This is a genomic window from Polaribacter sp. 20A6 (assembly GCF_011378915.1).
Classification (GTDB): domain Bacteria; phylum Bacteroidota; class Bacteroidia; order Flavobacteriales; family Flavobacteriaceae; genus Polaribacter; species Polaribacter sejongensis.
Window position 1 is genome coordinate 37,700 of the sequence record NZ_WTPZ01000005.1, and the last position, 22,764, is coordinate 60,463.

The window sequence follows — 22,764 nt, forward strand, 5'->3', positions numbered from 1 at the left end:
TTATTATATTGAAACAATTACTAGTATAATCCTTTCATTTTTTATGAAAGGATTATTTTTTAAAATTCTATAAAATATAAAAACACCATTATAAACAAAATTATATTTGAAAGAAAAACCTAATAAAAAAATAATAACTAGAAGAATAAAACAACTGCTAATAATGTATATAAAAACATAGGGCTCTTGTGTTAACTCCAAAGTTAATTATGTTTACAAAGTCCAGTAAATATAAAATTAACCATTTAACCGAAAAGAAAAATATTTATATTTAGCTAAGTTATAATTAGAAACGATAGCGCTTCTTCTCAGGTGCTAAACATTATTAAAAAAACAAAAAAATAGCTTGGAGAACCTCCAAGCTATTTTTTATTTTAAACCACAAAATATTCAATTCTAGACAACCAATTTAATATTGGCTAATCCTCTAAGAAATGAATTATATTTTTCAGAAAGTCCTTTTATCCTCTTTTCCACCAAGACTTCTTAACCTCAGCTTCTCCATAACCATATCCGTAACTATAACCATAACCATACTCTGCCTCTACATCTACATCATTCAATAAAACGGTCATATTAGGTAAACGTTTATCTTTATATAATTTTGCAGGTATTTCTAACAAACGTTTGTCTAAATAATTGGCTCTAATTGTATAAATAAATAAATCTGCACCTCTACCTAATAACATGGTATCTGTTACTAATTTTACCGGAGCAGTATCAACAATTACAAAATCGTAATGTTCCTTTCCATACGCTAAAAGATCTTCAAAACGTCCGTTACTTAATAATTCCGAAGGGTTTGGTGCTATTACACCAGAGTGCAATACATCAATATTAAGTGCCTCTACATGTTCTATTACATCAGGAACTTTTAACGAATTATCTGTTAAATAATGGGTAATTCCTTTTCCTAATTTTATACCTAAATATTCTTCTAAACGAGGTTTTCTAATATCTGCACCAATTAATAATACTTTCTTGTTTGATAAAGCCAATACTGCAGATAAATTTACAGAAATAAAAGTTTTTCCTTCACTCGGTAATGTAGAAGTTATAAAAATAGTTTTTCCACCTTCTTTAATTCCAGCTCCAGAAAGCATAAAATCTAAGTTTGTACGAATCATCCTAAAAGATTCAGACAAACCACTTCTATCATCTTTCTGAATTACTTTACTAGTATCCTTTGTTTTTGGAATTTCTCCCATTAAAGGTGCTTTTACAATAGATTCTACTTCTTTGGTGTTGTGTACCTTATTATCTAATAAAAATAACACATAAATAATTGCAAATGGTATTGCTAAACCTAACGAAATAGCAATCAAATACACCACTTTCCCTTTAGCGTTTATTGGGCTATCACTACCTCTTGCGGTATCAATTACTTTTGCATTAGGTACTGTAACTGCAAGTGAAATTGCATTTTCTTCTCTCTTTTGTAATAAGTACAGATATAATGTTTCTATAATCTGTTGTTGTCTTTCAATATCTCTAAACTCTCTGTCTTGTTTAGGTACAGAAGACATTCTATAGCCTACTTTACTTTCTGCTTTTTCGGCATCAATTAAAGAAATACTTAAAGATGATTTTAAGTTTACCAAACTTTGATAAATACTACCTCGTAACTGAGCGATTTGAGAGTTTAAATTAACAATTACTGGGTTTTTAAGACTAGATCCCTTTAAAATTCTATTACGTTCTAGAATTAACTCATTGTACTGAATACTGTTACCGTCTAAATTACCATCATTTAAACCTAAATTAGCAGGAATTAAATTTTCTTTATTTTCAGTGATATAAGACATTACATAATCAGTTAATCTAATCTGCGTATTTAAATCTACAATTTTCTTTTCTAATTCTGCATTATTTTCTAATACTATAGCTGCTTCTGCAGGAATACCTGTCAATCTGTTATTAGACTTAAAATCTTCTACACCTTTATCTACAGCAGATAAGTCTTTTTCTATAACAGCCAACCTCTCATCAATAAAAGTACGAGTATTGTTACCTATTAAATTTTTACCAGCAACAGCATCTTCATTATACTGTCTTACTAATCCATCTAAAATAGCGGTTGATTTTTCTTTATTTTGGGATATTAAACTAAGTTCTAATAAGCTAGATTTTTCAAACATTAAACCTACTTGAAGCGCTCCTCTTAAACCTTCAACAACATTTTTTAATGCAGATATTCTAACCGTTATGGTTTCATTTATATTCTTAATTTCTGTTTTTGTAGGTGTTATCGTTATCTTACCAAATACGGTACTTACACTCTCGCCAAACACATGTTTCTTAACACTTTCATCTTCTGAAATAAGCTCAAATTTAGATGCAGATAGTACATGAATTTTAAATGTAGTATTTAAATCATATACTTTTTCTTTAGAAAAAAAAGTGATTTTAAAAGGTACTTCTGTATCATACAATTCTGTAATACGCCCTCTATCTTCTTTGTAAAATGTAGTATAGACTCCTAATTCTTTTACAACACGCTCCATAAGCGTGTACGATTTTAAAATACCTATTTCATTGTCTATCGATTTTTTTCCTCCTCCTATTAAACCTAAATCTTCAAAGGCAGAAAGCTCACTAGATAAGCCACCATTACTATCGTCATCAATTAAAATTGTTGTTGCTACTCTATATTGGCTTGGTGTATAATAAGAATACGCATATGCTATTCCTAATGCTACTATTACAGTAAAAACAAACCATTTCCAATGAAATAAATATTTTTCTAACTGTTCTCTTATATTTATAGGTTCTTCTTCCTGAAAAATATAATTTAAAGGGTTCTCTTGTTGCATAATTTAAAAAATAGTTATTGTATTAAAATGGCAATAATTGATATAAACGTGGCAATTGAAGTAAATATAACACTCGTATTTGCCCCTATACCAGAAGAATTAATCTTACTTTTATTCGGTTCTACATAAATAAGATCGTTTTGTGACAAGTAGTAATATGGAGAATTAAACAGGGCTTTATTGGTAATATCTATGGGTATAAAAACACGTTCTCCATCTCGCTCTCTTATTAATGTAATATCTCTATTTCCATTAATTGTTAAATCGCCAGCTAAACCTAAAGCCTCTACAATGGTGATTCGTTGATTTTGAATTTGATATGTACCAGGTTTATTAACCTCACCCAAAACAGTTACTTTAAAATTGATGGTGCTAATATTTATAATAGGATTAGATATATATTCAGATAATTTTGTATGTAAAAACTCACTTAATTCGTTAGTTGTCATCCCTGTTACTTTTAAAACACCTAATACCGGAAATTTAATTTCTCCACTAGCATTTACTAAATAAGGTAATGGTTTTGCACTTCCAATTGAATTATCTAAAATTGGAGTTTCATAAAGATTAAAAGGTAAAACTGCTTCTGCATTTGCTGCAGATACATTAATATTTAATAAATCATCTTTTTGAATAGTAGGTTCATATTGTTGTAATCTACTATTTACTATCACCTTTTTTTTATCTCCGAAATACACAATCTTTTTTTTAGAAACACATGATGTGACTAAAAATAAAAGCAATACAGATGTTACATATAGATACTTCATTTTTTTTATAGATATTTAATTATTGATAAAATTCTTTTTTACAGTTATTATATTTTTTCTTCTTCTTTAATTTTTAAACGTTCTGTATTAATACTACTTTTTAGTCTATAAAAAAGCAATAAAAACAATCCGAAAGCCAGTACAAACACCCCTAACATTTGAAAACTATTTAAGTAAGTTCCTAATTTTATGATAAAGATTACAAACAGGTAATTAATAAGACCTAATAACATAGTTGCCTTAAAGTGAGACATACCAAAATCTATTAAAACATGGTGAGAATGGTTTCTGTCTGGATAAAACGGACTTTTCTTTTGCAGTAAACGAACTCCAATTACTCTTAACAAATCGAACAAAGGAATACATAAAATAGCCATTAAAACAAAAAAGCCATTTTCTGGTTTAAATGTAAAATGACTATACATACTAATATCTATCGCCATAAATCTTAAAGACAAAAAAGCAATACAAAAACCTATTAACAAAGAGCCTGTATCTCCCATAAAGATTTTTTTCTTGGTGGAAAAATTAAAAAATAAATAGGCCAATAACATCCCTATAAAACTTAAACAGATTAAGTAATAGAAAAACAAACTAATAGCATAAAATATTAAGCTAAATACACTAAAAATTATAATGGCAATAATAGACGCCAAACCATCTATACCATCAATTAAATTATAGGCATTTATAATTGTTAAGACCAATAAAGTACTAGCAATATATACGAGCCATAATGGTATTTCATAAATCCCTAAAAAACCATATAAATTATTTCCTTCTAAAGCATTATGAAAAAACAGAAATAATACAGCTAATGCCTCCATAAATAACTTGGCTTTTGGAGAAGAAACTACTAAATCATCTTTAGCACCTACCATAAATATTAATGTAGTACTTGCTATTAAATTTAAACCAATATTCTCTGTATCGAAATGTTGAATAAAAAATAGCGTTAAAATTAAGGTTATAAAAAAGGCAACTCCTGCCATTGTAGGTGTTGCTCCTTTATGAGAACTACGCTCATTGGGTTTTTCATTTAAATTACGTGTTATAATTACCCAACTAATTTTAGGTATTATATAATAAACTAATAAAAGTGAATTGATGACAGCTAATATGCTTACCACCGTTAAGTTAGACAAAAGTTGTTGTAGCATTTTTAGTAGGTTTTATTTATAATTTTTTGCTTTTAGCAAATCCCATAAAAAAAGGGGGGTAGACACAAAGTTCCGTTTCCATAAACGTTTAGGTTCTCTTAACAATCTAGGCAACCATTCTAATCCTAATTTAATCCAAAACGGACTAGATCTCTTTACGGTACCTGCATAAAAATCAAACACAGCACCAATACAAGTAATCACTTTAACATCTAAAAAGACACTGTTTGTATGTACCCATTTTTCTTGCTTAGGAGCCGTCATGCCCACAAATAAAATATCTGGTTTACATTTATTAACTGCGGCTATCATTTTAACATTATCCTCTTTAGAAAATTCCGGTTTATACGGTGGTGAATAACTATTTACAGTGATGGATGGAAACTCTTTTTTTATCCTTGTATTTATTAAACTTAAAGTATTTTCAGAGGCTCCTAAATAAAAAACATTTAGTTTTTTTAATGCTGCTTCTTCTAATAGAAATTGATGTACATCTGCACCTGCAATTTTTTTAATTACTTTCCCGTTAAGTACTTTTGTTGCCAAAACAATTCCGGTTCCATCTGGTAGTAATACATTACTTTCATTTAAAGCTTGACTAAAAAATGGATCTTTTTTAGCCTCACAATAAGAATGTGGGTTTATAGTATTGATTATTTGTTTTGTTTTAAAAAGTGACAATTCGCTTAAATCGTTAGCATAAACCTTTTCTATAACATCTTTTAATTTAATCATCTCTTAATTTTATTTTAGATAGAATTTAAAATATTAAACATATTTTTTTCAAAAATTTTCAATGTATAAGATTCTTCATATTTCTCTTTGGCAGCTATCCCCAAACGATTTCTAAGAGGAAAATCATTAATTAATATCTCTAACTTACTTGCTAAGTCAACTACATTTTGTTGTTCTACTAAAAAACCATTTACACCATCTTGTACAATTTCTGGTATTGCACCTTCAAAAGTTGTAACCATTGGTAAACCAAACTGAGAGGCTTCTAATAAAACTAATGGAAAACATTCATTATGATAAAACGTGGGCAATACAAAAATGTCTGAAGTATTAAATATTGCTATTTTATCACTATTGTACTTTTTACCTAAATAAAAAACTTGATTTACTAATTGCAATTCTTTTAACTTCTCAGTAAATATTTCTTTTGTAACATCTCCTTCCCCACCAACAAAATTGCACGTAAAATCAATTCCTTTTTTATTTAGAATTTGTAGTGCTTTTAAAAGAATAATAACACCTTTAGACTCTATTAAATTTGATAGAAATAATAATTTAGGTGTTTCATTTTTTTGATGTTTACTAACCAAATCTTGGTCTATAGGAGGTATACCGTTTGGGCAATAGTAAACATCGTCTTCATCAACATATCTCTTAATATCAAAATACAAGTGCTTTGAAAGTAGAATCACTTTTGTGTTTTTGAACACCTTTTGATATAAAAAATTATCAAATCTTTTTTCTTGTCTCGTATGTACTCCTTTGTTATGAAAATGTAACACTATTGGAAGTTTGAAACACTTTACAAGAAGTACAATAACAGCATCTTTATAAAAGCCAAAACCCTTTGCCGTCATGGCTAAATAGATTAAATCGGGCTTGTTAACTAACAGTTGTTTCAACGTCTGAAAAACAATAGACAAATACCTTAAAACTTTGCCTAATGGATTTTTCCCTATTTCATCAATCGTTTTTGATGTTCCTAAATCAATGTAATCAGTTTTAAAACTATTATTGATAATACCACTATCCTTTATAAACTGCCCTACCATAGAAGAACCATGTACAGGAGGTGGTAAATGCAAAAGAAACAATATCTTTTTAGTCATTATTTTTTATTTAAGATATGTATTACTTTGGCTGGGTTACCTGCTACTACAGTGTAAGGAAGTACATCTTTAACTACTACAGATCCTGCGCCTATAATGGCATTGTCTCCAATAATTATTGGACCAATAATTATAGAATGAGGCCCTATTAAAACGTTATTACCAATTACAGGAGATCCTAAATCTTCTCCTTCTAAAGACTCTTTATTACCAATTGTTGTATTGTGTTTTAAGGTTACATTTTTTCCAACTACAACCTTGTTATTTAAAACCAAACCTGTAGCATGATGAATAACCAATCCTTCTCCTATTACTGTTGACGCAGGAATTTCACATTTCAATAAAAAATCTGTTATAAACTTGTATAAAATAATAACAGGAGAGAATAAAATTTTAGTAAAAATATTATTCATTCTAATTCTAAAATATCGCATAAAGACATAATTGCAGACTACAATTTTTCCTTTAAAATTAGAATTCTGTTTTGCTGCTTTTATTATTTGAGAAATCAACATACTTTTATCAATAATGTCATAGAACTAAATTTGTACTTCTTATTTCACCTACAAGAAGTACTATTGTATTAATTGGAAGCGTACTATTTTTTTAAATATTCAATAAAACTACCAGTAACTAGTTTTTGCCCTTCAGGATTTAAGTGTATTCTATCATAAAACAAACTCGCATTAGTACTATATAATTCGTTATAATCTAAAAACTTTATATTGCTAAACTTAGATTCAATACCTTTGAAATAAGTGATTTCAGAATTAAATTTTCCAATTTCAGCGTTGTTGTATATTGAGGATGTTGGAACGTACAACAATATGATGTTTATGTTTTTTTGAGTAATTTTTTTTAACGTATTCTCAAATATTTTTCTATTCTCTTTTGTAGAAACTATCTTTCTAAAATCACCTTTTTTAATATCAGAATTCAAAGCAACAGTATCTAGAACTCCTACTTTTAGATTGTCCCAACTTTTTAAATAACCTCTAAAACTACCACTTACTAAACCTTCGTTATATCTAGATGATTTTATAATTTGATGTTGCCAAAAATCTCCAAAAGCTGCATTTTCAAAAACATAATTATTAATTGTCTTTTCACCCATAAATGGATAAAACTGTTTGTAAGAATTTTCACTTAACCCCTCTCCTGTAAACATCCAAGCATCTACAGCGTATACGACTAATTTTAATTGCTGATTGCTTTTTAATAATTGATCTATCATTAAATCTCTTTCAACAATGTTTACACCTTCTCTTGTATATTTAGAAACCTTTACATCTAACTTTTTCTCCATCTGTACCTTGTCAATACCTAGCATTAGATGAGAGTGACCAACAAGCGCTATTTCATTATCATTATATAAACCATAATATCTATACAAACCATTTAATAGAAAGTAATTAACTCCATTATCTAAAACTATAAGTAATAACAGAAATAGGAATCCTTTTTTTAAGTAGTCCTTTAAAAGCTTGTTCTTAATCTCCTTTTTAATCATAATTTAAAATTGAAAATAAATGAAAGCATTCGAAGACATTCCAAATAAAGCAATTGTAATTAACAAGAAGGCATAAGACAACCACTCTACATAACTTGGCAATTGCGTTTTTGAAAAGTAAATGGACACCTTGTTATTGAATTGCAAAATTTGCACACCTATTAAAAATAAGATTAACAATACAGAGAGTAGTGTTGTTACAGAGGATCCTCCTGTCCATAATTGTCCCGAAAAACTAACTATTTTTGTAATAATTAAAAAAGCATCAGAAACCGAATTTGCTCTAAAAAATATCCAAGCAAAACAGACCAAAATAAATACTATAATAATTTTAAAAAATTTATAGTATCCTTTTTTCATTACATCTTCAGCCCCTATTAATACTAGTGTTTTTTTACCTATAAATTCTATAAAATAATAAAAGGCATGTAATGCTCCCCAAATAACAAATGTCCAATTAGCACCATGCCAAAGCCCGCTAAGTAAAAACACCACTAAAATATTAAATACCCAACGACTGATTGAAACACGATTTCCTCCTAAAGGAATATACACGTAATCACTAAACCAAGTAGATAAAGAAATGTGCCAACGTTTCCAAAATTCTCCTATAGAAATCGATAAATAGGGTAAATTAAAATTCTGCATTAAACGAAACCCTAACATTCTTGCACTACCAATAGCCATGTCTGAATACCCACTGAAATCACAATAAATCTGAAAAGTAAAAAATACAGTTGCTACGATTAATGTTGGACTCGAATGTGCTTCAGGATTGTTAAAAACCGAATCTGAGTAGACAGATAATCTATCTGCAATAACTATTTTTTTAAATAAACCCCAAATAAACAATTTAGCACCTTCTACAAATCTTTTAATATCAAATTCATGTTCCTCATAAAATTGCTGTAATAAATTAGTGGAACGCTCTATAGGTCCTGCAACCAATTGAGGAAAAAAAGCAACATAGGTTGTAAACCTAACTAAGCTAGTTTCTACACCTACTCTATTTCTATAAATATCTATAGAGTAACTTAATGCCTGAAAAGTGAAAAATGAAATTCCTACTGGTAGTATAACATTTAAAGTATATTTATTAGCATGAACATCAAAAAAAGAGGCTAAATTAGAAAATGAATCAATAAAGAAATTGGCATATTTAAAATAAAATAGAGGCAATAATGAAAACATCAGTGCAGTTGCAAACCATTTCTGTTTTCCTTTTTTAGTAGCAGCATAAAATATTTTTTTTCCGCAAAAAAAATTTAAAACACTTACTCCAAACATTAGCAACGCAAATTTCCAACTCCAAACCGAGTAAAAAATATAGGAAGCAATTAATAGAAAATGTATGCGCCATTTATGTTTTAGTGAAAAGTAAATAACTAAAACAACTAAAAAAAAGAATACATACTGCCAAGAATTAAATAGCATAATTTATTTATAGGTTTATCTTTTTCATATAACTATAGAGACTATTATATGTTTTTTAATAAGTCTTGCATTTTTTGATCAAAAGTAAAAGGCATTGCACTTTCTCTTAACTCTGTAATACTTTTGCCTAATGGTTTTACTTCATCAAAAGCTTGTTTTAACTTCGTTGATAAATCATTTTCTTCATTAGGGTTAAACAACACCCCATTCTTCTTATTTATCAATGAAGATGCACCTGCTAGATCTGAACATAAAACACGACAACCACCAACTAAAGCTTCATTAACAACTGCTCCAAAAGGCTCATAGGTACTTGGTAAAACAAATAATTGAGAAAAAAGATACCAGTTGTATAATTCTACACCTTCTTTTCTACCTATAAATAAAACGTCTTCTAAAATGCCTAATTTCTGTGTAAACTCAATTAATTTTTCTTTCAACACTCCTTCTCCAACAAGTACCAGTTTTTTATCTTTTCCTTTAACATTGGAAAAACATTTTATCAGAAAAAATAAATTTTTAACATCCACCAATCGCCCAACATAAAGCAATACTTTTTTATTCTTTAAATTATAATTGCCAATATTTACATTCGCTTGGTTTATAGCATTTGAATATTTTTTTAGTAGAGATTTTTCTGAATGAATAACAGGGAAATCAAGTGTATTACTTTTATTACTAACATTTGTTTTATACCAATTAGAAACCTCTTTACTCGTAAATACAACTCCATTAATATTCTTAGAGATAAAATTTCTAAAAAACAACCTCAAGCCTTTTCTGTCTTCAGAGTTTTTAATGCTATCATCACTTAAAGTGTATATTTTTATTTTAGGATTCTTAATTTTACAATACAGAAATGTTAATAATGTAATTTGACTATATTCTGCACAAAAAATAATATCTGGATTTTCTTTTTTTATAATTGAAAAAACACCCGTTCTAATTGATCTTCCCAAAATTTCGAAGCCATTAGAAACATAATTGCACTTAAAATTACAAAGAGATTTTAAGTTCTCTTGATTAAATTTTTGATCACTAACATTTTTTAAACTAAAATAAAATGAAGCTGAATAATACTCATTTAAAGAATTAAAAAAATCGACTCTGTAAGGTGCTAAAGCAGGATGAAAAATTAATGCTTTCATTAAAATTTTATTTTTGATTCTTCTTTAAAATCTTGTTTAAAACTGAATTCGGAACTATTGTTAGAACTAAGTAAGCGTAAACCAATTTATTAGACGGGTTATAGTATATCGCTTCTAAAGATTCTTTAATTGATTTATATCTTAAGCCTAATCTTAAATAAATGGAAGCTCTCATTTTTTTCCAAGAAGAAATGTATTCTTTTAAACAAGTTACCTCCTTATTTTTTTTATATAAATCATATAATTGCTGACCTACTATATCTACTTTTTCTGGAATTCTATTCGGTTTATTGTCATAGGTATGTGCACTATCTTGTACAAAAACAGCCAAGGCTTTTAAATTATAAGCTATCTCATTTTTAATTGCCAACTTAGCCCATGTTAATAAATCCTCTCCAGATTTAATTCCCAATGGAAAACCATTAATTTCTTGTAACGCTTCCTTTTTGATAACAATAGCAGAAGACCAAAGTGGCGGATGTGAATAGGTAGCTACTTCAAAATAATTAGTTAAGATTCCTGTATCACCCTTAAATGGAATTTTATTTAATTTTATCGGAGTCTGTTTTCCTTTATAATCTTCCATTAAATAAGCGGTTGCCAATACATTGCTATTCGGATACTCTTTTGCCAACGCCTTAATTTCTTTTAGGTAATTTACGTTCCATATATCATCTGCATCTAAAAAGGCAACCCACTCATTTTTTGCTTCAGCAATTCCCGTATTACGAGCAGCCGAAACACCCGAATTATTTTGGTATATCAACCTTACTAATGGATGCTCTAATGTAGATACAATTTTATCTGAACCATCTGTAGAACCATCATTAACAATAACTATTTCATCTGGTAAAACAGTTTGATTTAAGACTGTTTTAATAGTGTTAACAATACTATCTTTCTTATTGTAAAGCGGAATAACAACACTTATTTTCATACTAAAATTACTTTCTTTTAGATTTCATTACCAAAGCAAAACCAAAAAATATATAAGGATAACTTAAGGTAATTAAAGAGTAGTTTACAACATTGTCTGTAAACGCTGTTGCCATAATACCACATAGAGAAGTACCAGCAATAAATGCAGCATATCTTGCAGAAACATTATTTTTTTTATTGTTATAAATTCTAAATGCTTGCCAAACAAAACTTATTATTATGAGCAAGTATAAAATGAATCCTATTTGGCCGGTATCACAAAGTATTTGAAGGTAATCGTTATGAGCTATTCTTATTACTCCAAAGGGATGGTTTCCAGAATAAAAACGAGCTTGCATTTGCCCTAGACCTGCACCCATTAATTCATTTCCTTTATAGAAAACTTTTAAACTCCATTCCCACATTGCAAAACGCCCATTACTATCAATAGTATCTGGTGATATTTTACCACTCATATTAAGAACTTCTTCTGCACTATTAAAAGAAGTCCGAAACATTTTATCTCTTACTGTAGGTACAAATAAAACAGACGCTACAAAACTGGCAATTATCAATACAAATACAGGAAGCGCTTTTAACTTATACTTAAAAAAAGATACTGCTAAAAAAAAGACCCCAATACCTATTAAACCAGTTCTAACACTCTCTACTATTGGAATACTAATAAAAAGAAGTATGGCTAGTAATACATATTTCTTTTTTGAAAACTTGTACAATAATATTCCGGTACCTATAAAAAAAGGATTTACATCTATTACAGCAGGCGGCCACCATAAAATAGGATTATAAATAGAATAGATGGGAATAATTTTCATCAATACAATACATCCATTTATAAAAACACCTGCTAAAAAACTTATTTTTAAGGCTTTTATAAAAAATACATCTGTAATTTTTATAGAAGTAACAACCAATATGACTAAAAAAGGAAATAAAAATTTTAAAAATACACGAAAACCATATCCTTTTTCAGTTGTTAAAACCAACGAAAAGATCAACCAACACAAATACAAGGCGTAAATTTTAAGCATTGGTGATGAAAACATTTGAATACCATACTTAAATAGTAATCCCAATAAAAAACCCATCCAAATTAATAACAACAAAGCAGAAAAATTACCTGCTTGTACAATTGCTGTTGCTAATAAAAATAAAATAAAACGTTGTTGCGTGTTTACTTTAAATTTAACTCTCTTATTCCAAGTAGTACTTACCAAATAGGTTTTACCTAAAAAGGCATATTCAAAACCATAAATGATTACTATTAAAAAAGCCAATAAACTTAATCCTATAGCCATTTATAATTGAAGATATAAAAACATTCTTTTCTGATTAAAAACAACATTTTCTAATCGTTTTATATAAAGTTGTAATTGCTTTATAAAATGGATGTATCTTTTTATTAGAATATTCATATTGTATCATTAAATAATTTAGTCCATTTAGACATAATTTCATCTATATGAAAACGTTTCACATTTTGTGATGCTGTTTTTCCCATTAGCAACCTTAATTCTTTATTTATCATTAATTTTTCTAAAGATTTTGAGAAATTTTCTACGTTAAAACCTTCAATTAAATAACCATCTTTTTCATCCGTTATAATTTCTGAAGGACCACATTCGCAATTAAAAGCTACACAAGGCACCCCACATTCCATTGCCTCTGTTAACACTAACCCAAAGCCTTCATATCTTGATGGAAAAGCGAGTATAGAACTATTTAGTAGTGCTTCTTTTATATTTTTTGTTGGTGGTTTTAATAAAATTACATCTTGTAAATTATAACTTTTTATAAGTTGCAATAAATAATCTTGATCTTGACCTTCACCATAAATTATTACTTTCCAATCAGGGTTATTTTTTGCTATTAAACTAAAACTTTTAATTAATAAGTCAAATCCTTTTTGCGCTATAAATCTACCAATGGCTATAATTTCTTTTTGTTCACCAGTCGATTTTTCTTTCGAATTAAAAGATAATGGATTTGAAATTACAGAACTATTTGCAGGATTATTCCACAGTAATTGATCCTTTTCTGTTAATAACACAAACTTATCATACCTTAAAACAACTCTTTGTTGCTTGTACTGAAGATAAGAAGCATATAGCTTTCTAAGTCTTCTAAATGATAGATTAGGTATATTAGCCATTAAATGACTTAGATAGTTTTTAGAGAAATGAAATTCGATAATTTTTTTACTACCATCCTTAATCGTATGTAAAAACTGATATTCATCTCCAAACATACTTATGGTAATGTCTGGTTTTAATTCGAATAACTTTTTTGTTAACTCCTTTTTAAACTTTTTTCTATCTGTATTAAAAATTAGATTTAAAATTTTATGATTAGATTGTTTTAAATTTAAATTTTCGATAGTTATATTTTGGTCTAGATCAAAAAAACAACCGTTTTTATTATCAGTTCTAGAAATAATAGTTACATCAAATTCTCTTTGAGATGCAAGCCAATTAACTTTAGAAGTTAAAACGCGTTCCATGCCTCCAGAATTTTCTAAAGAATTAATAATGTATACAATTTTCATTTTATTAATTAAGCTCTAAATGTTTATTATAAATAGCAATATATTTTAAAGCTGTATCTCTCCAAATAAATTTGGATGCTTGTACCAGTCCTTTCTTTTTTATTACCTCTAAGTCAAAAGACTTATTTTCAAATTGTTCGAGTGCATCACAAATATCTTCGGATTCTGATGATTTTAAATATAACGCAGCATTACCACCTACTTCTTTTAGAGAGCTATTGCTACATGTTATAACAGGACAACCACAAGCCATGGCTTCTAAAATAGGCAATCCAAAACCTTCATAAGAAGATGGAAATACCAACGCTGTTGCTCCGTTATACATGATAGATAATTCGTTATCTGTAATGTTCGATATAAAATGAATTCTCTCTTTGCATTTAGATTTTTCTATCATTTCTAAAACAAATAAAGGTGGATTCTGCCAAAGAAGCACTAAATCATTAACAGGAGACTGTTTAGATAACTGAATATATGCTTCAACTAACTTTTGTGTATTTTTACGTTCTGCATTACACGACACGCTTAAAAAGTATGGAGCATCTATTCCAACTACTTCATTAATTCTTTTTTGTAGTAAATCCTCTTTTGGTAATTTATAAAATACTTCGTGTTTTACGCCCCAATAAACAACATCAATTTTAGATGGGGCTATTTGCATCGTTTCAACAATATCTTTTTTAGAAGCTTCAGAACAAGTTATAATCCCTTTACATTGCTGCATTAAAGGCGGTACATCTTTTACCATTTGATTATGATTAAAAGCTTTTTCTTGTATTTTCATAAATAAGGCATCATGTAAAGTTATAATGGCTTTTTCAGGTTTATAAATACGAGCATAATTATGAGGAACATGCATTAAATCGTATTTAGAAAAACTTTCTTTTATTGGTAATTTTTCAATTATTTTATTGACAACTTCTCGATGTGGTAGGTATAAATGCTTTGTCTTAAAATCATCAATAAAATCTTTTGCGCCAATGCCTTTCATGTTTTGAGAATACAAAGTAATCTCAAAAGGTAAACTTTCTTCCAACTTAGAAAACGAATCAATTAACTCTAAAGTTGTTCTTCCAACTCCTGTCGTTTTACCCGTTAATAAATAAGGTACAACAGAATTAATGTCAAATAATATTTTTTTCATAATTACCTATAAACCTTAAACAAATAATACTTAAGAAATAATCTAATTTTAAAAGTCGATGTAATAAATGCTCTCGTATGTTGTTTACACAAAACCTTTATAAACTGTAATCAGATCTTGTACATGATTATCTATTAAGTTTACATTTAAAGTGGTTTTTTCTTTTAACTGAAGTAATAAATTTGGCGATTCTATTATCTCTATTATTGCTTTTTTTAATGCATTAACATTATTAGGTGCTACTAATAAACCATTTTCATTATTTATAATTTGCATTTCCGCTCCACCACATCTTGTAGCTATTACAGGTTTACCCATTAGTAAAGATTCTGCAATGGTGAGTCCAAATACTTCTAAAAAGAAAGCAGGATGTATCATAACATCAAACATTTTTATTTTTTCATTTACTTCTTCTGGAAGTACTTTACCGTGCCAAATAATGTTTTTGTTTTTATATTTTTTTTTCAACTGTTTAGAATAAACTTCTTCCAAATGATTACCTGTACCTCCTATAACATGAATTTCTGCAGGTAAGGTTAAATTATTAAAAGCTTCCAACATAACATGTACACCTTTCTCTCTACAAATTCTTCCTACATAAAAAAACTTTACGGGTTTCTTTTCTTTTGATACTTCTATATATTTCTTTACCTCAGTAATTTTATTTACATTAATAGAAGGTATTCCATGAGGAATAACTTTTATTTTATTTACTGGTGCTCCATTGCGTAACATTGCGTTTTTAATAGCTGTTGATGGAGCTATTAATAAACTTGCACTATTATAAATATTTTTCCATTCCCTTTTTTTATTCTCTATAGAAACTGTAGTAGTAACTATGGGTGTAACATAATAAATAAAAGGAATTTTATTAAATACTTTACCAATTTCCAACCGTAATTTAAATGGAATAATCTTTTGTAATGGTAAAGTTAACGTTCCTCCTTTTACATTTCTTAATACACAAGGTAAACAGTTGCTCCCTGATGTTGCTACCGTACAAATTTTATCTTTAGAGTTTAACAATGCTCCTGCCGGACAAACTAAACCTCCATGATGCGCTGTAACTATACATGGTATACCTAATGATTTACAGGCCAAAGAAAAAGGAGCCTTAAAACCATGAAGATGTACTATTGTTGGCTTAATCTCTTTTATAAAATTTCTCAATTCTAATAAATCTCCCTCTAACATTTTATTAGTAAATGTGTAAACAGGTTTTTCTTTATAGTGAGATAACTTTGATCGAGAAATTCCTGGTGTTGCAATACTAACATCTATATCTTCCGCAATCATTTGGTTTACGATGTTCTTCACATAAACCTGACCTCCACCATAATTAGAGAAAAAATTAGCTGATGATATTATTAAAATCTTTAAAGGTTTTTCATCTTTCATCTGCCTTTGTATACTTTATTATTTTTGCAGGAACACCTACAATAGTTATATTAGATTCAGGAAAAGATTTTGTAACCACAGTATTTGCTCCAATGGCAACATCATTACCAATTGTTATATTACCCATTAATTTAGCACCAGGACCTATGTAAACATTACTCCCAATAATTGGAACACCATTGTTGTTAATTCCTATATTAACACCAGCTTGTAATACACAATTAGCTCCTACTTTTGCAAAAGGGTGAACAACGATTGTTCCGTAATGTGGTATTCTAAGCCCTGGTCCAAAAACGTTTGGTGGTATTGAAAAACCTAATTTATACCCTAATTTTTTATATTTAACTAGATAATATTTTCGCTTTAATCTAGATACTATGTCTTTTTTATTTGCATTCAAATAATACTCATAATGCCTTAAATATTTAATAAATGACCATAATAAATTAGGTGTAAAAATTGTTAAGAACAGTTCGTAAATAGTAATAGAAATTATATCATTAGCTTTAGCATCTTCTTGAAGATAGTGCTTTAAGATGGTTTTATTTTTAACCATTTTTTATGTTTAACACTTCTTTAATTTCTTTGACCATTAAAATTAAATCTTTTTTCATGAACATAAAATAGAAAGTCAAAAACACAATTAAAAAAGTAATTGAAGATATTAAAAGGTCAATATGTAAGATTTGTAAGTAAACATATTGTTTTAATGTAAAAATTATAAATATTGAAACTAGATAGATAACCATATTTTTAATTGAGATGTAAAACAATTCATTTTTAAAATTTAATTTTTTGGAGACCACTATTAACCCTGTAAAAAAAACAATAATCTGCGCACAGATAAAGCCTATTAAATAACTATTTAAGTCTGCGTAAAACAAAAAAATAAAATTTGTAAAAAACAATACCTTGCTAAAAACATTAATTTTTAAATACAATCCAGACAATCCTTTACTTAATAATATATTATAAAATAAATTAAAAATTTGTGGAGCAAACGCACCAAATATAATTATTTGAAATATACGTACCGAAGGTTCCCATTTATCAGAAAATAACAATAATATAATTTCATGTGCTCCAACTAAAAATACCCCGCAAGCAAGAAAAGACACAAATGAAATTATCTTAAAAAGTTTTAAAACTGTATTTTTATATACAATTGGTTCGTTATTAATAGTACTTAAACTAGGTAATAAAATATTTGATAATGTAGAAGCTGTATATCTAAATGAAAAATTTTCTAAAGATTTTGATCTATAGTAATATCCTAAAGTGGCTGGATTTAATATTTTTCCAATTATTAGCGAATCTAAATTTATAAAAATAGTGTCTAAAACTCCTGTTAAAAAAATTTTCGATCCAAATCCCCACAATTCTTTTACTGCCTTCAGACTAAAAACTAGTTTAAAACGAAACTTACTTAGAACAAAAATTAAAATATTGTTAAGTATTTCTGAAACCAATATTTGTACAACCAAACTCCATACTCCATAACCACTATATGCCATAAATACAGCTATAAAACCACTAATAAATGCTGATATAATATTAGCAACAGATATTATTTTAAAATTCATGATCCTTCGTAAATGAGCTCTGGTTACATTGCCAAATGAATTTATTACAAAACTAAAAGACATTACTCTAATAAGATTTGTTAATACTTCTTTCTCATAAAAACTAGCTACTAATGGAGCACTAAAAAAAACAAGTCCTCCTAAAAAGACACCCATAATTACATTCATAAAAAAAACAGAAGCATAATGTTCTTTAGTTACAGTATTTCTCTGTACCAAAGCCGTACTAAAGCCAAAATCTAAAAATACATTTGCTAAATTTATAAAAACTGTAATGATGGCCAATAAACCAAAATCTTCTGGTAATAGAATTCTAGCTAAAATTATGGAAACAAAAAAACCAACTCCCTGCAATCCTAACTTACCAACAAAGTCCCAAACAAGACCTGTTAAACTTTTTTTCTTTAAACTTGTCATTTAACTTTATATCCTATTTTCAGAATATTAACTTCTTCACTGTATTGAAGACTCTACCTCAATATTATTAATAGAATTACACTCTCTTAAAACTAGATTATTAAAAAAAACTCCTTCACTTTCTAACATATAAATAATTGTAGACAACAAAACCTACTTATACCCCATTAAAATCCTTTTTCACAAATGCCTATTGGCTTAAAAGTTATTTTAACGATGTATCGTTAATATCTGAAATAATCAGTATCAGTTAGAAAAATCTAGAATTCCTTTAATAAAATAGTTGGTTTTTACGGAAACATTATAAGATTCACAACAGCAATTAATACCATACCTACTGTTGCTACTAATGCAACTCTTAAAACTTTTTTAATTACGCTCATAGCTATCTGTTTTTATAAATTAATAAATATGTTTTTTTTTGAAACAGTCTTTTAAATTAAAAAGCATCATACTTTTTGCAGACTATTTATAGGCAATGTTACTTCAACATAACTCCCTAAGGCTTCCATTTCAATAATCACTTTGTCTTTCCCTGAATTAGATAAATAATTACCATACAAACCTTTAAAGGCTCCTTCAGAAACAGTTATTTTTGTTCCTTTAGCGAAACCTGTTGGTCTCTGATAAACAGTGGTTAGTGAATAACTATTTGTAGACAAAATTCTTAAATTTTCAATTTCATAATTTTTAACTACAGCATAATTTCCTAAATATTTTAAAATAGTTAGTACACCTGCTGTTGGATAAATTTGAGCTAAATTTTTCTGGGTTGACTTTACAAAGACATAAGAATTAATAAAAGGAACTTGTGTTTTCTTTTTACGATCACTCCATTGTTTAACTACAGTTTGCATTGGCAAAAATGTATCAAACCCAGCAGTAGATAGTCTTTCCTTTACTTTTTGTTCAGCCTTAGGTCTTGTATAAACGGCAAACCATTGTAACTCTTCTTTTCTTTTTCTGATTGTATTCATACTGTAACGTTTTTCTTATCTCCAATTAATATGTGTTTATATTAACTACAACAGTAATGGTTATTAATATTTTAAGGGGAAATTTGTGTACGTGAAAAACTTCCTGAGAAAGGAGTATATTCAACAGTAAAAATTAGGGGAAGGTATTTGTATCTATTTTACGGCTTCGCCATCGAAAATCACATTTCGAGTAGTAAATTATAGAAATTTAAAACAAAAAAAAATGACGACGATGCTAGTACTTAAAAAAATAAAAATGACATATAATAAATAATTTAGGGAGAAATTTACTATTGTTTATTGATACCAATATAAAATGGATTTGATAAACAGTAGATAAATTATTTATATTTATACGCTGCTAATTTATACCATTTTGATTCCTGAACAAATTTAATTAACAAAAAAAATCTTCTTTTTTATTAAGTTCTATTCTTCCGCATAAATAATAAAACTAGATATTAAGTTTTAAGTAATTTTATAAGAATAATTTTACATTTTTAGGAATAACGACATCAAAAAACAGGTATTTTACAAAAAAATGAATTGAATCTACAGATCTACTTATTATTTAAAAAAAGAAGATAATTACTATTCAAGATAATTTATCCACTTTCAATTTATAAAACAAAAATATTAATCTTTATAATTTAGGGTAAAACACCCTTTTATAATTTATAAAATTTAAATATTACTTTCTATAATTTATGTTAAAGTGCTTTTCTTAACATATAATAATTAGCAAAAATCTTAAATTTGAAAAAACTGTACATAAATTTTATGTATTAAATTAAAAACCAAATTCATGAAAAAACAATCATTATTAATAGCTTTATTAATTTCAATTTTATTTGCAAGTTGTTTTGACAAAGTAGAAAAAAAAAGCAAATACGGAAGAAAATGAAACTACAGAACTAAAGCAAGTTGCCAAAAAAGAATTAAAATTCACCAATGAACAGTTTTATGACGCTGATGGAAAATTCTTAGAAGAAAAAGCAAAAGATGCATTAATGGAAATGTTAGCTTATCACGATTACCCAGTTTTTGAAGGTTTACGTGAAAGAATTTGGCTTACCGATTATAACAAAGGAAAATATGCCGAATTAGGTTTGGCTTCTATAATGTTTGTAAACAATGAAGTAGACAAATACATGCTTATGGACATCTTTTTACTCCCAGGTCAAATGTTAGGAGAACACATGCACTTTGCTGCTGATGGAAACCCTGCAAAAATGGAAGGCTGGGTTGTAAGACACGGAAAAAGTTATGTAGCTGGAGTTGGTCTAGACAATAGAGCAGATTTTCCTCAGGTTGTTGTTCCTCAGTTTCACTGGGATGGAAAAGTTACTGCAAATCATATTATTGAAGCAAATGAAGGTGATTTTGCTAAATTAGAAGAAGTAGAATCTGCGCATTGGCAAATGGCGGGTCCAGAAGGTGTAGTAATTACAGAAGTTGGTAATGTGCATACAAATGCTGGTGTTAAAAGATCTGACCCTGCAATGAACTAAAAAAGAATTAATTTTAAAAAAAATAGCTTGGAAAATCTCCAAGCTATTTTTTTTTACTCTTTATACTTCGTCTTCTAAATCATCTACATCTATTTCTTCATCCTCGTCAAAAGAATCTTCATCTTCTGCGTAATCTTCCATAGTTTGTTCTAACTTAGAACTAATTTTCACTAGATAAACAGTGTCTTCTGTTTTCACTTCTACAGCTTTTATGGTTTCTCCTTTTGCATTTTTAAAAGAAATAATATCTTCATAATCATATCCGTCAGGATATTTTTCTACCAACATGTCTAATATATCTGTAGTTAATTTTGCGTATTCTACGATTACTCTTTTCATAATATTGATGTTTTATTTGTCATTTCGAATGAGAGAAGAATGAACGAAGAGAAATCTCATTTTAAGATTCCTCAATCGCTAAAAAGCTCATTTCGGAATGACAATTTTATTTACATTTCTAATAAATAAGCAAAAATTAAAGGTGCAACAATAGTTGCATCACTTTCTATGATAAACTTAGGCGTATCAATATCTAATTTACCCCAAGTAATTTTTTCGTTTGGTACAGCTCCAGAATACGAACCATAACTGGTTGTAGAATCTGAAATCTGGCAGAAATAACTCCAAAATGGTGTTTCTGGTTTTTCCATATCTTGATACAACATTGGCACAACACAGATTGGAAAATCTCCTGCAATCCCTCCTCCTATTTGGAAGAAACCAATTCCGTTTTCCGAATTATTTGTATACCAATCTGCAAGGAAAGTCATGTATTCAATTCCGGATTTTACGGTACTTGCTTTCAATTCTCCTTTTAACACATAAGAAGCAAAAATGTTACCCATTGTAGAATCTTCCCAACCCGGACAAATAATAGGTAAGTTTTTTTCTGCTGCTGCGTACATCCAAGAGTCTTTAATGTCTATCTCATAGTATTGCTCTAAAACACCAGATAACAATAATTTATACATGTATTCATGTGGTAAAAAGCGCTCTCCATTAGCTTCTGCGTCTTTCCATATTTTTACAATATGTTCTTGAATTCTTCTAAAAGCTTCTTCTTCAGGAATACAAGTATCAGTAACTCTGTTTAAACCTTTTTCTAATAAATCCCACTCGTCCTGCGGAGTTAAATCTCTGTAATTAGGCACACGTTTGTAGTGAGAATGTGCTACTAAATTCATAACATCTTCTTCTAAGTTTGCACCTGTACAAGAAATGATTTGAACTTTATCTTTGCGAATCATTTCTGCAAAAATCTTCCCTAATTCTGCAGTACTCATTGCTCCTGCTAAAGAAACTAACATTTTAGATCCTTTGTTTAATTGTGCTTCGTACCCTTTTGCAGCATCTACTAAAGCAGCTGCATTAAAATGTAAAAAGTATTTTTCTATAAAATTTGTAATTGGTTTGCTCATTTTATTGTTTTTGATTATTACGAAAATTAAGTTTAAATGTTCTCGATACAATTCCGCAAAAAAAGCAGAATCACTCGAACTGACAGCACCTATTATTCATACGATTTTCTCACTGTCACATCGAGTGAAATTTTTTTTTAGAAATTTTGTATC

20 protein-coding genes are annotated in these 22,764 nt (G+C 28.3%); 1 reads left to right on the plus strand and 19 read right to left on the minus strand.

The genetic code is table 11. The features are described from left to right. Window positions 1-461: 461 nt before the first annotated feature. From GQS57_RS12625 to GQS57_RS12705, 17 genes are all read right to left on the minus strand, one after another. A complete protein-coding gene (locus tag GQS57_RS12625) occupies window positions 462-2,813 on the minus strand; it encodes a polysaccharide biosynthesis tyrosine autokinase (protein WP_165733218.1) in 2,352 nt (783 codons plus the stop codon). A 14-nt stretch (window positions 2,814-2,827) separates the two neighbouring features. Further along, window positions 2,828-3,583, minus strand: a complete 756-nt coding sequence (locus GQS57_RS12630; protein WP_165733219.1) for a polysaccharide biosynthesis/export family protein — start codon at window positions 3,581-3,583, stop codon at window positions 2,828-2,830. Between the two features lie 47 nt (window positions 3,584-3,630). Beyond that, on the minus strand, window positions 3,631-4,743 hold the full coding sequence (locus GQS57_RS12635) for an MraY family glycosyltransferase (protein ID WP_165733220.1): 1,113 nt from the start codon (window positions 4,741-4,743) through the stop codon (window positions 3,631-3,633). 12 nt (window positions 4,744-4,755) lie between these two features. After that, complete coding sequence (locus GQS57_RS12640) at window positions 4,756-5,478, minus strand: WecB/TagA/CpsF family glycosyltransferase (RefSeq protein WP_165733221.1); 723 nt, start codon at window positions 5,476-5,478, stop codon at window positions 4,756-4,758. A 14-nt stretch (window positions 5,479-5,492) separates the two neighbouring features. Beyond that, complete coding sequence (locus GQS57_RS12645; protein ID WP_165733222.1) at window positions 5,493-6,587, minus strand: glycosyltransferase family 4 protein; 1,095 nt, start codon at window positions 6,585-6,587, stop codon at window positions 5,493-5,495. Beyond that, a complete protein-coding gene (locus tag GQS57_RS12650; protein WP_165733223.1) occupies window positions 6,587-7,102 on the minus strand; it encodes a serine O-acetyltransferase in 516 nt (171 codons plus the stop codon). Before GQS57_RS12650 ends, GQS57_RS12645 begins: the two co-directional genes overlap by 1 nt. Before the next feature lie 83 nt (window positions 7,103-7,185). Then, window positions 7,186-8,097: a hypothetical protein gene (locus GQS57_RS12655; protein ID WP_165733224.1), complete on the minus strand. Its 912-nt coding sequence runs from the start codon at window positions 8,095-8,097 to the stop codon at window positions 7,186-7,188. Window positions 8,098-8,100: 3 nt separating this feature from the next. Beyond that, window positions 8,101-9,531 carry an MBOAT family protein gene (locus GQS57_RS12660; protein ID WP_165733225.1) on the minus strand — a complete coding sequence of 477 codons (1,431 nt, stop codon included), beginning with the start codon at window positions 9,529-9,531 and terminating at the stop codon, window positions 8,101-8,103. Between the two features lie 44 nt (window positions 9,532-9,575). Continuing rightward, on the minus strand, window positions 9,576-10,679 hold the full coding sequence (locus tag GQS57_RS12665) for a glycosyltransferase (RefSeq protein WP_165733226.1): 1,104 nt from the start codon (window positions 10,677-10,679) through the stop codon (window positions 9,576-9,578). Window positions 10,680-10,686: 7 nt separating this feature from the next. Beyond that, window positions 10,687-11,616, minus strand: coding sequence for a glycosyltransferase family 2 protein (locus GQS57_RS12670; protein WP_165733227.1), 930 nt, complete (start codon window positions 11,614-11,616; stop codon window positions 10,687-10,689). Between the two features lie 7 nt (window positions 11,617-11,623). Next, window positions 11,624-12,916, minus strand: a complete 1,293-nt coding sequence (locus GQS57_RS12675; protein ID WP_165733228.1) for an O-antigen ligase — start codon at window positions 12,914-12,916, stop codon at window positions 11,624-11,626. Window positions 12,917-13,029: 113 nt separating this feature from the next. Beyond that, window positions 13,030-14,163: a glycosyltransferase family 4 protein gene (locus GQS57_RS12680; RefSeq protein WP_165733229.1), complete on the minus strand. Its 1,134-nt coding sequence runs from the start codon at window positions 14,161-14,163 to the stop codon at window positions 13,030-13,032. A gap of 4 nt (window positions 14,164-14,167) precedes the next feature. Beyond that, on the minus strand, window positions 14,168-15,307 hold the full coding sequence (locus tag GQS57_RS12685) for a glycosyltransferase family 1 protein (RefSeq protein ID WP_165733230.1): 1,140 nt from the start codon (window positions 15,305-15,307) through the stop codon (window positions 14,168-14,170). Between the two features lie 84 nt (window positions 15,308-15,391). After that, a complete protein-coding gene (locus tag GQS57_RS12690; protein ID WP_165733231.1) occupies window positions 15,392-16,705 on the minus strand; it encodes a glycosyltransferase family 4 protein in 1,314 nt (437 codons plus the stop codon). Next, window positions 16,695-17,261: a serine O-acetyltransferase gene (locus tag GQS57_RS12695; RefSeq protein WP_165733232.1), complete on the minus strand. Its 567-nt coding sequence runs from the start codon at window positions 17,259-17,261 to the stop codon at window positions 16,695-16,697. The genes GQS57_RS12690 and GQS57_RS12695 overlap by 11 nt, the downstream gene beginning before the upstream one ends. Beyond that, entirely contained in the window at window positions 17,254-18,705 is a 1,452-nt protein-coding gene (locus GQS57_RS12700) for a lipopolysaccharide biosynthesis protein (protein WP_165733233.1), read from the minus strand. The genes GQS57_RS12695 and GQS57_RS12700 overlap by 8 nt, the downstream gene beginning before the upstream one ends. 449 nt (window positions 18,706-19,154) lie before the next feature. Then, window positions 19,155-19,682 (minus strand): UpxY family transcription antiterminator, encoded by a 528-nt coding sequence (locus tag GQS57_RS12705; RefSeq protein ID WP_165733234.1) that lies wholly within the window; start codon window positions 19,680-19,682, stop codon window positions 19,155-19,157. A 1,010-nt stretch (window positions 19,683-20,692) separates the two neighbouring features. On the opposite strand from GQS57_RS12705, the gene GQS57_RS12710 reads away from it, so the two are divergent. Further along, entirely contained in the window at window positions 20,693-21,193 is a 501-nt protein-coding gene (locus GQS57_RS12710) for a hypothetical protein (protein WP_165733235.1), read from the plus strand. 60 nt (window positions 21,194-21,253) lie between these two features. Here GQS57_RS12710 and GQS57_RS12715 read toward each other — a convergent pair whose 3' ends face one another. Both GQS57_RS12715 and GQS57_RS12720 read right to left on the minus strand, forming a co-directional pair. Further along, entirely contained in the window at window positions 21,254-21,532 is a 279-nt protein-coding gene (locus tag GQS57_RS12715; protein WP_165733236.1) for a hypothetical protein, read from the minus strand. Window positions 21,533-21,642: 110 nt separating this feature from the next. Further along, on the minus strand, window positions 21,643-22,611 hold the full coding sequence (locus tag GQS57_RS12720; protein ID WP_165733237.1) for a deoxyhypusine synthase family protein: 969 nt from the start codon (window positions 22,609-22,611) through the stop codon (window positions 21,643-21,645). Between the last annotated feature and the right edge of the window lie 153 nt (window positions 22,612-22,764).

Excerpts from the sequence above, each read along its gene's own strand:
- GQS57_RS12660 (WP_165733225.1), bottom strand. The coding sequence starts at position 9,531 with ATGCTATTTAATTCTTGGCAGTATGTATTCTTTTTTTTAGTTGTTTTA.
- GQS57_RS12680 (WP_165733229.1), bottom strand. The coding sequence starts at position 14,163 with ATGAAAATTGTATACATTATTAATTCTTTAGAAAATTCTGGAGGCATG.
- GQS57_RS12690 (WP_165733231.1), bottom strand. The coding sequence starts at position 16,705 with ATGAAAGATGAAAAACCTTTAAAGATTTTAATAATATCATCAGCTAAT.
- GQS57_RS12715 (WP_165733236.1), bottom strand. The coding sequence starts at position 21,532 with ATGAAAAGAGTAATCGTAGAATACGCAAAATTAACTACAGATATATTA.
- GQS57_RS12655 (WP_165733224.1), bottom strand. The coding sequence starts at position 8,097 with ATGATTAAAAAGGAGATTAAGAACAAGCTTTTAAAGGACTACTTAAAA.
- GQS57_RS12670 (WP_165733227.1), bottom strand. The coding sequence starts at position 11,616 with ATGAAAATAAGTGTTGTTATTCCGCTTTACAATAAGAAAGATAGTATT.
- GQS57_RS12665 (WP_165733226.1), bottom strand. The coding sequence starts at position 10,679 with ATGAAAGCATTAATTTTTCATCCTGCTTTAGCACCTTACAGAGTCGAT.
- GQS57_RS12630 (WP_165733219.1), bottom strand. The coding sequence starts at position 3,583 with ATGAAGTATCTATATGTAACATCTGTATTGCTTTTATTTTTAGTCACA.
- GQS57_RS12700 (WP_165733233.1), bottom strand. The coding sequence starts at position 18,705 with ATGACAAGTTTAAAGAAAAAAAGTTTAACAGGTCTTGTTTGGGACTTT.
- GQS57_RS12685 (WP_165733230.1), bottom strand. The coding sequence starts at position 15,307 with ATGAAAAAAATATTATTTGACATTAATTCTGTTGTACCTTATTTATTA.
- GQS57_RS12625 (WP_165733218.1), bottom strand. The coding sequence starts at position 2,813 with ATGCAACAAGAGAACCCTTTAAATTATATTTTTCAGGAAGAAGAACCT.
- GQS57_RS12705 (WP_165733234.1), bottom strand. The coding sequence starts at position 19,682 with ATGAATACAATCAGAAAAAGAAAAGAAGAGTTACAATGGTTTGCCGTT.
- GQS57_RS12640 (WP_165733221.1), bottom strand. The coding sequence starts at position 5,478 with ATGATTAAATTAAAAGATGTTATAGAAAAGGTTTATGCTAACGATTTA.
- GQS57_RS12675 (WP_165733228.1), bottom strand. The coding sequence starts at position 12,916 with ATGGCTATAGGATTAAGTTTATTGGCTTTTTTAATAGTAATCATTTAT.
- GQS57_RS12650 (WP_165733223.1), bottom strand. The coding sequence starts at position 7,102 with ATGTTGATTTCTCAAATAATAAAAGCAGCAAAACAGAATTCTAATTTT.
- GQS57_RS12695 (WP_165733232.1), bottom strand. The coding sequence starts at position 17,261 with ATGGTTAAAAATAAAACCATCTTAAAGCACTATCTTCAAGAAGATGCT.
- GQS57_RS12720 (WP_165733237.1), bottom strand. The coding sequence starts at position 22,611 with ATGAGCAAACCAATTACAAATTTTATAGAAAAATACTTTTTACATTTT.
- GQS57_RS12635 (WP_165733220.1), bottom strand. The coding sequence starts at position 4,743 with ATGCTACAACAACTTTTGTCTAACTTAACGGTGGTAAGCATATTAGCT.
- GQS57_RS12710 (WP_165733235.1), top strand. The coding sequence starts at position 20,693 with ATGGAAATGTTAGCTTATCACGATTACCCAGTTTTTGAAGGTTTACGT.
- GQS57_RS12645 (WP_165733222.1), bottom strand. The coding sequence starts at position 6,587 with ATGACTAAAAAGATATTGTTTCTTTTGCATTTACCACCTCCTGTACAT.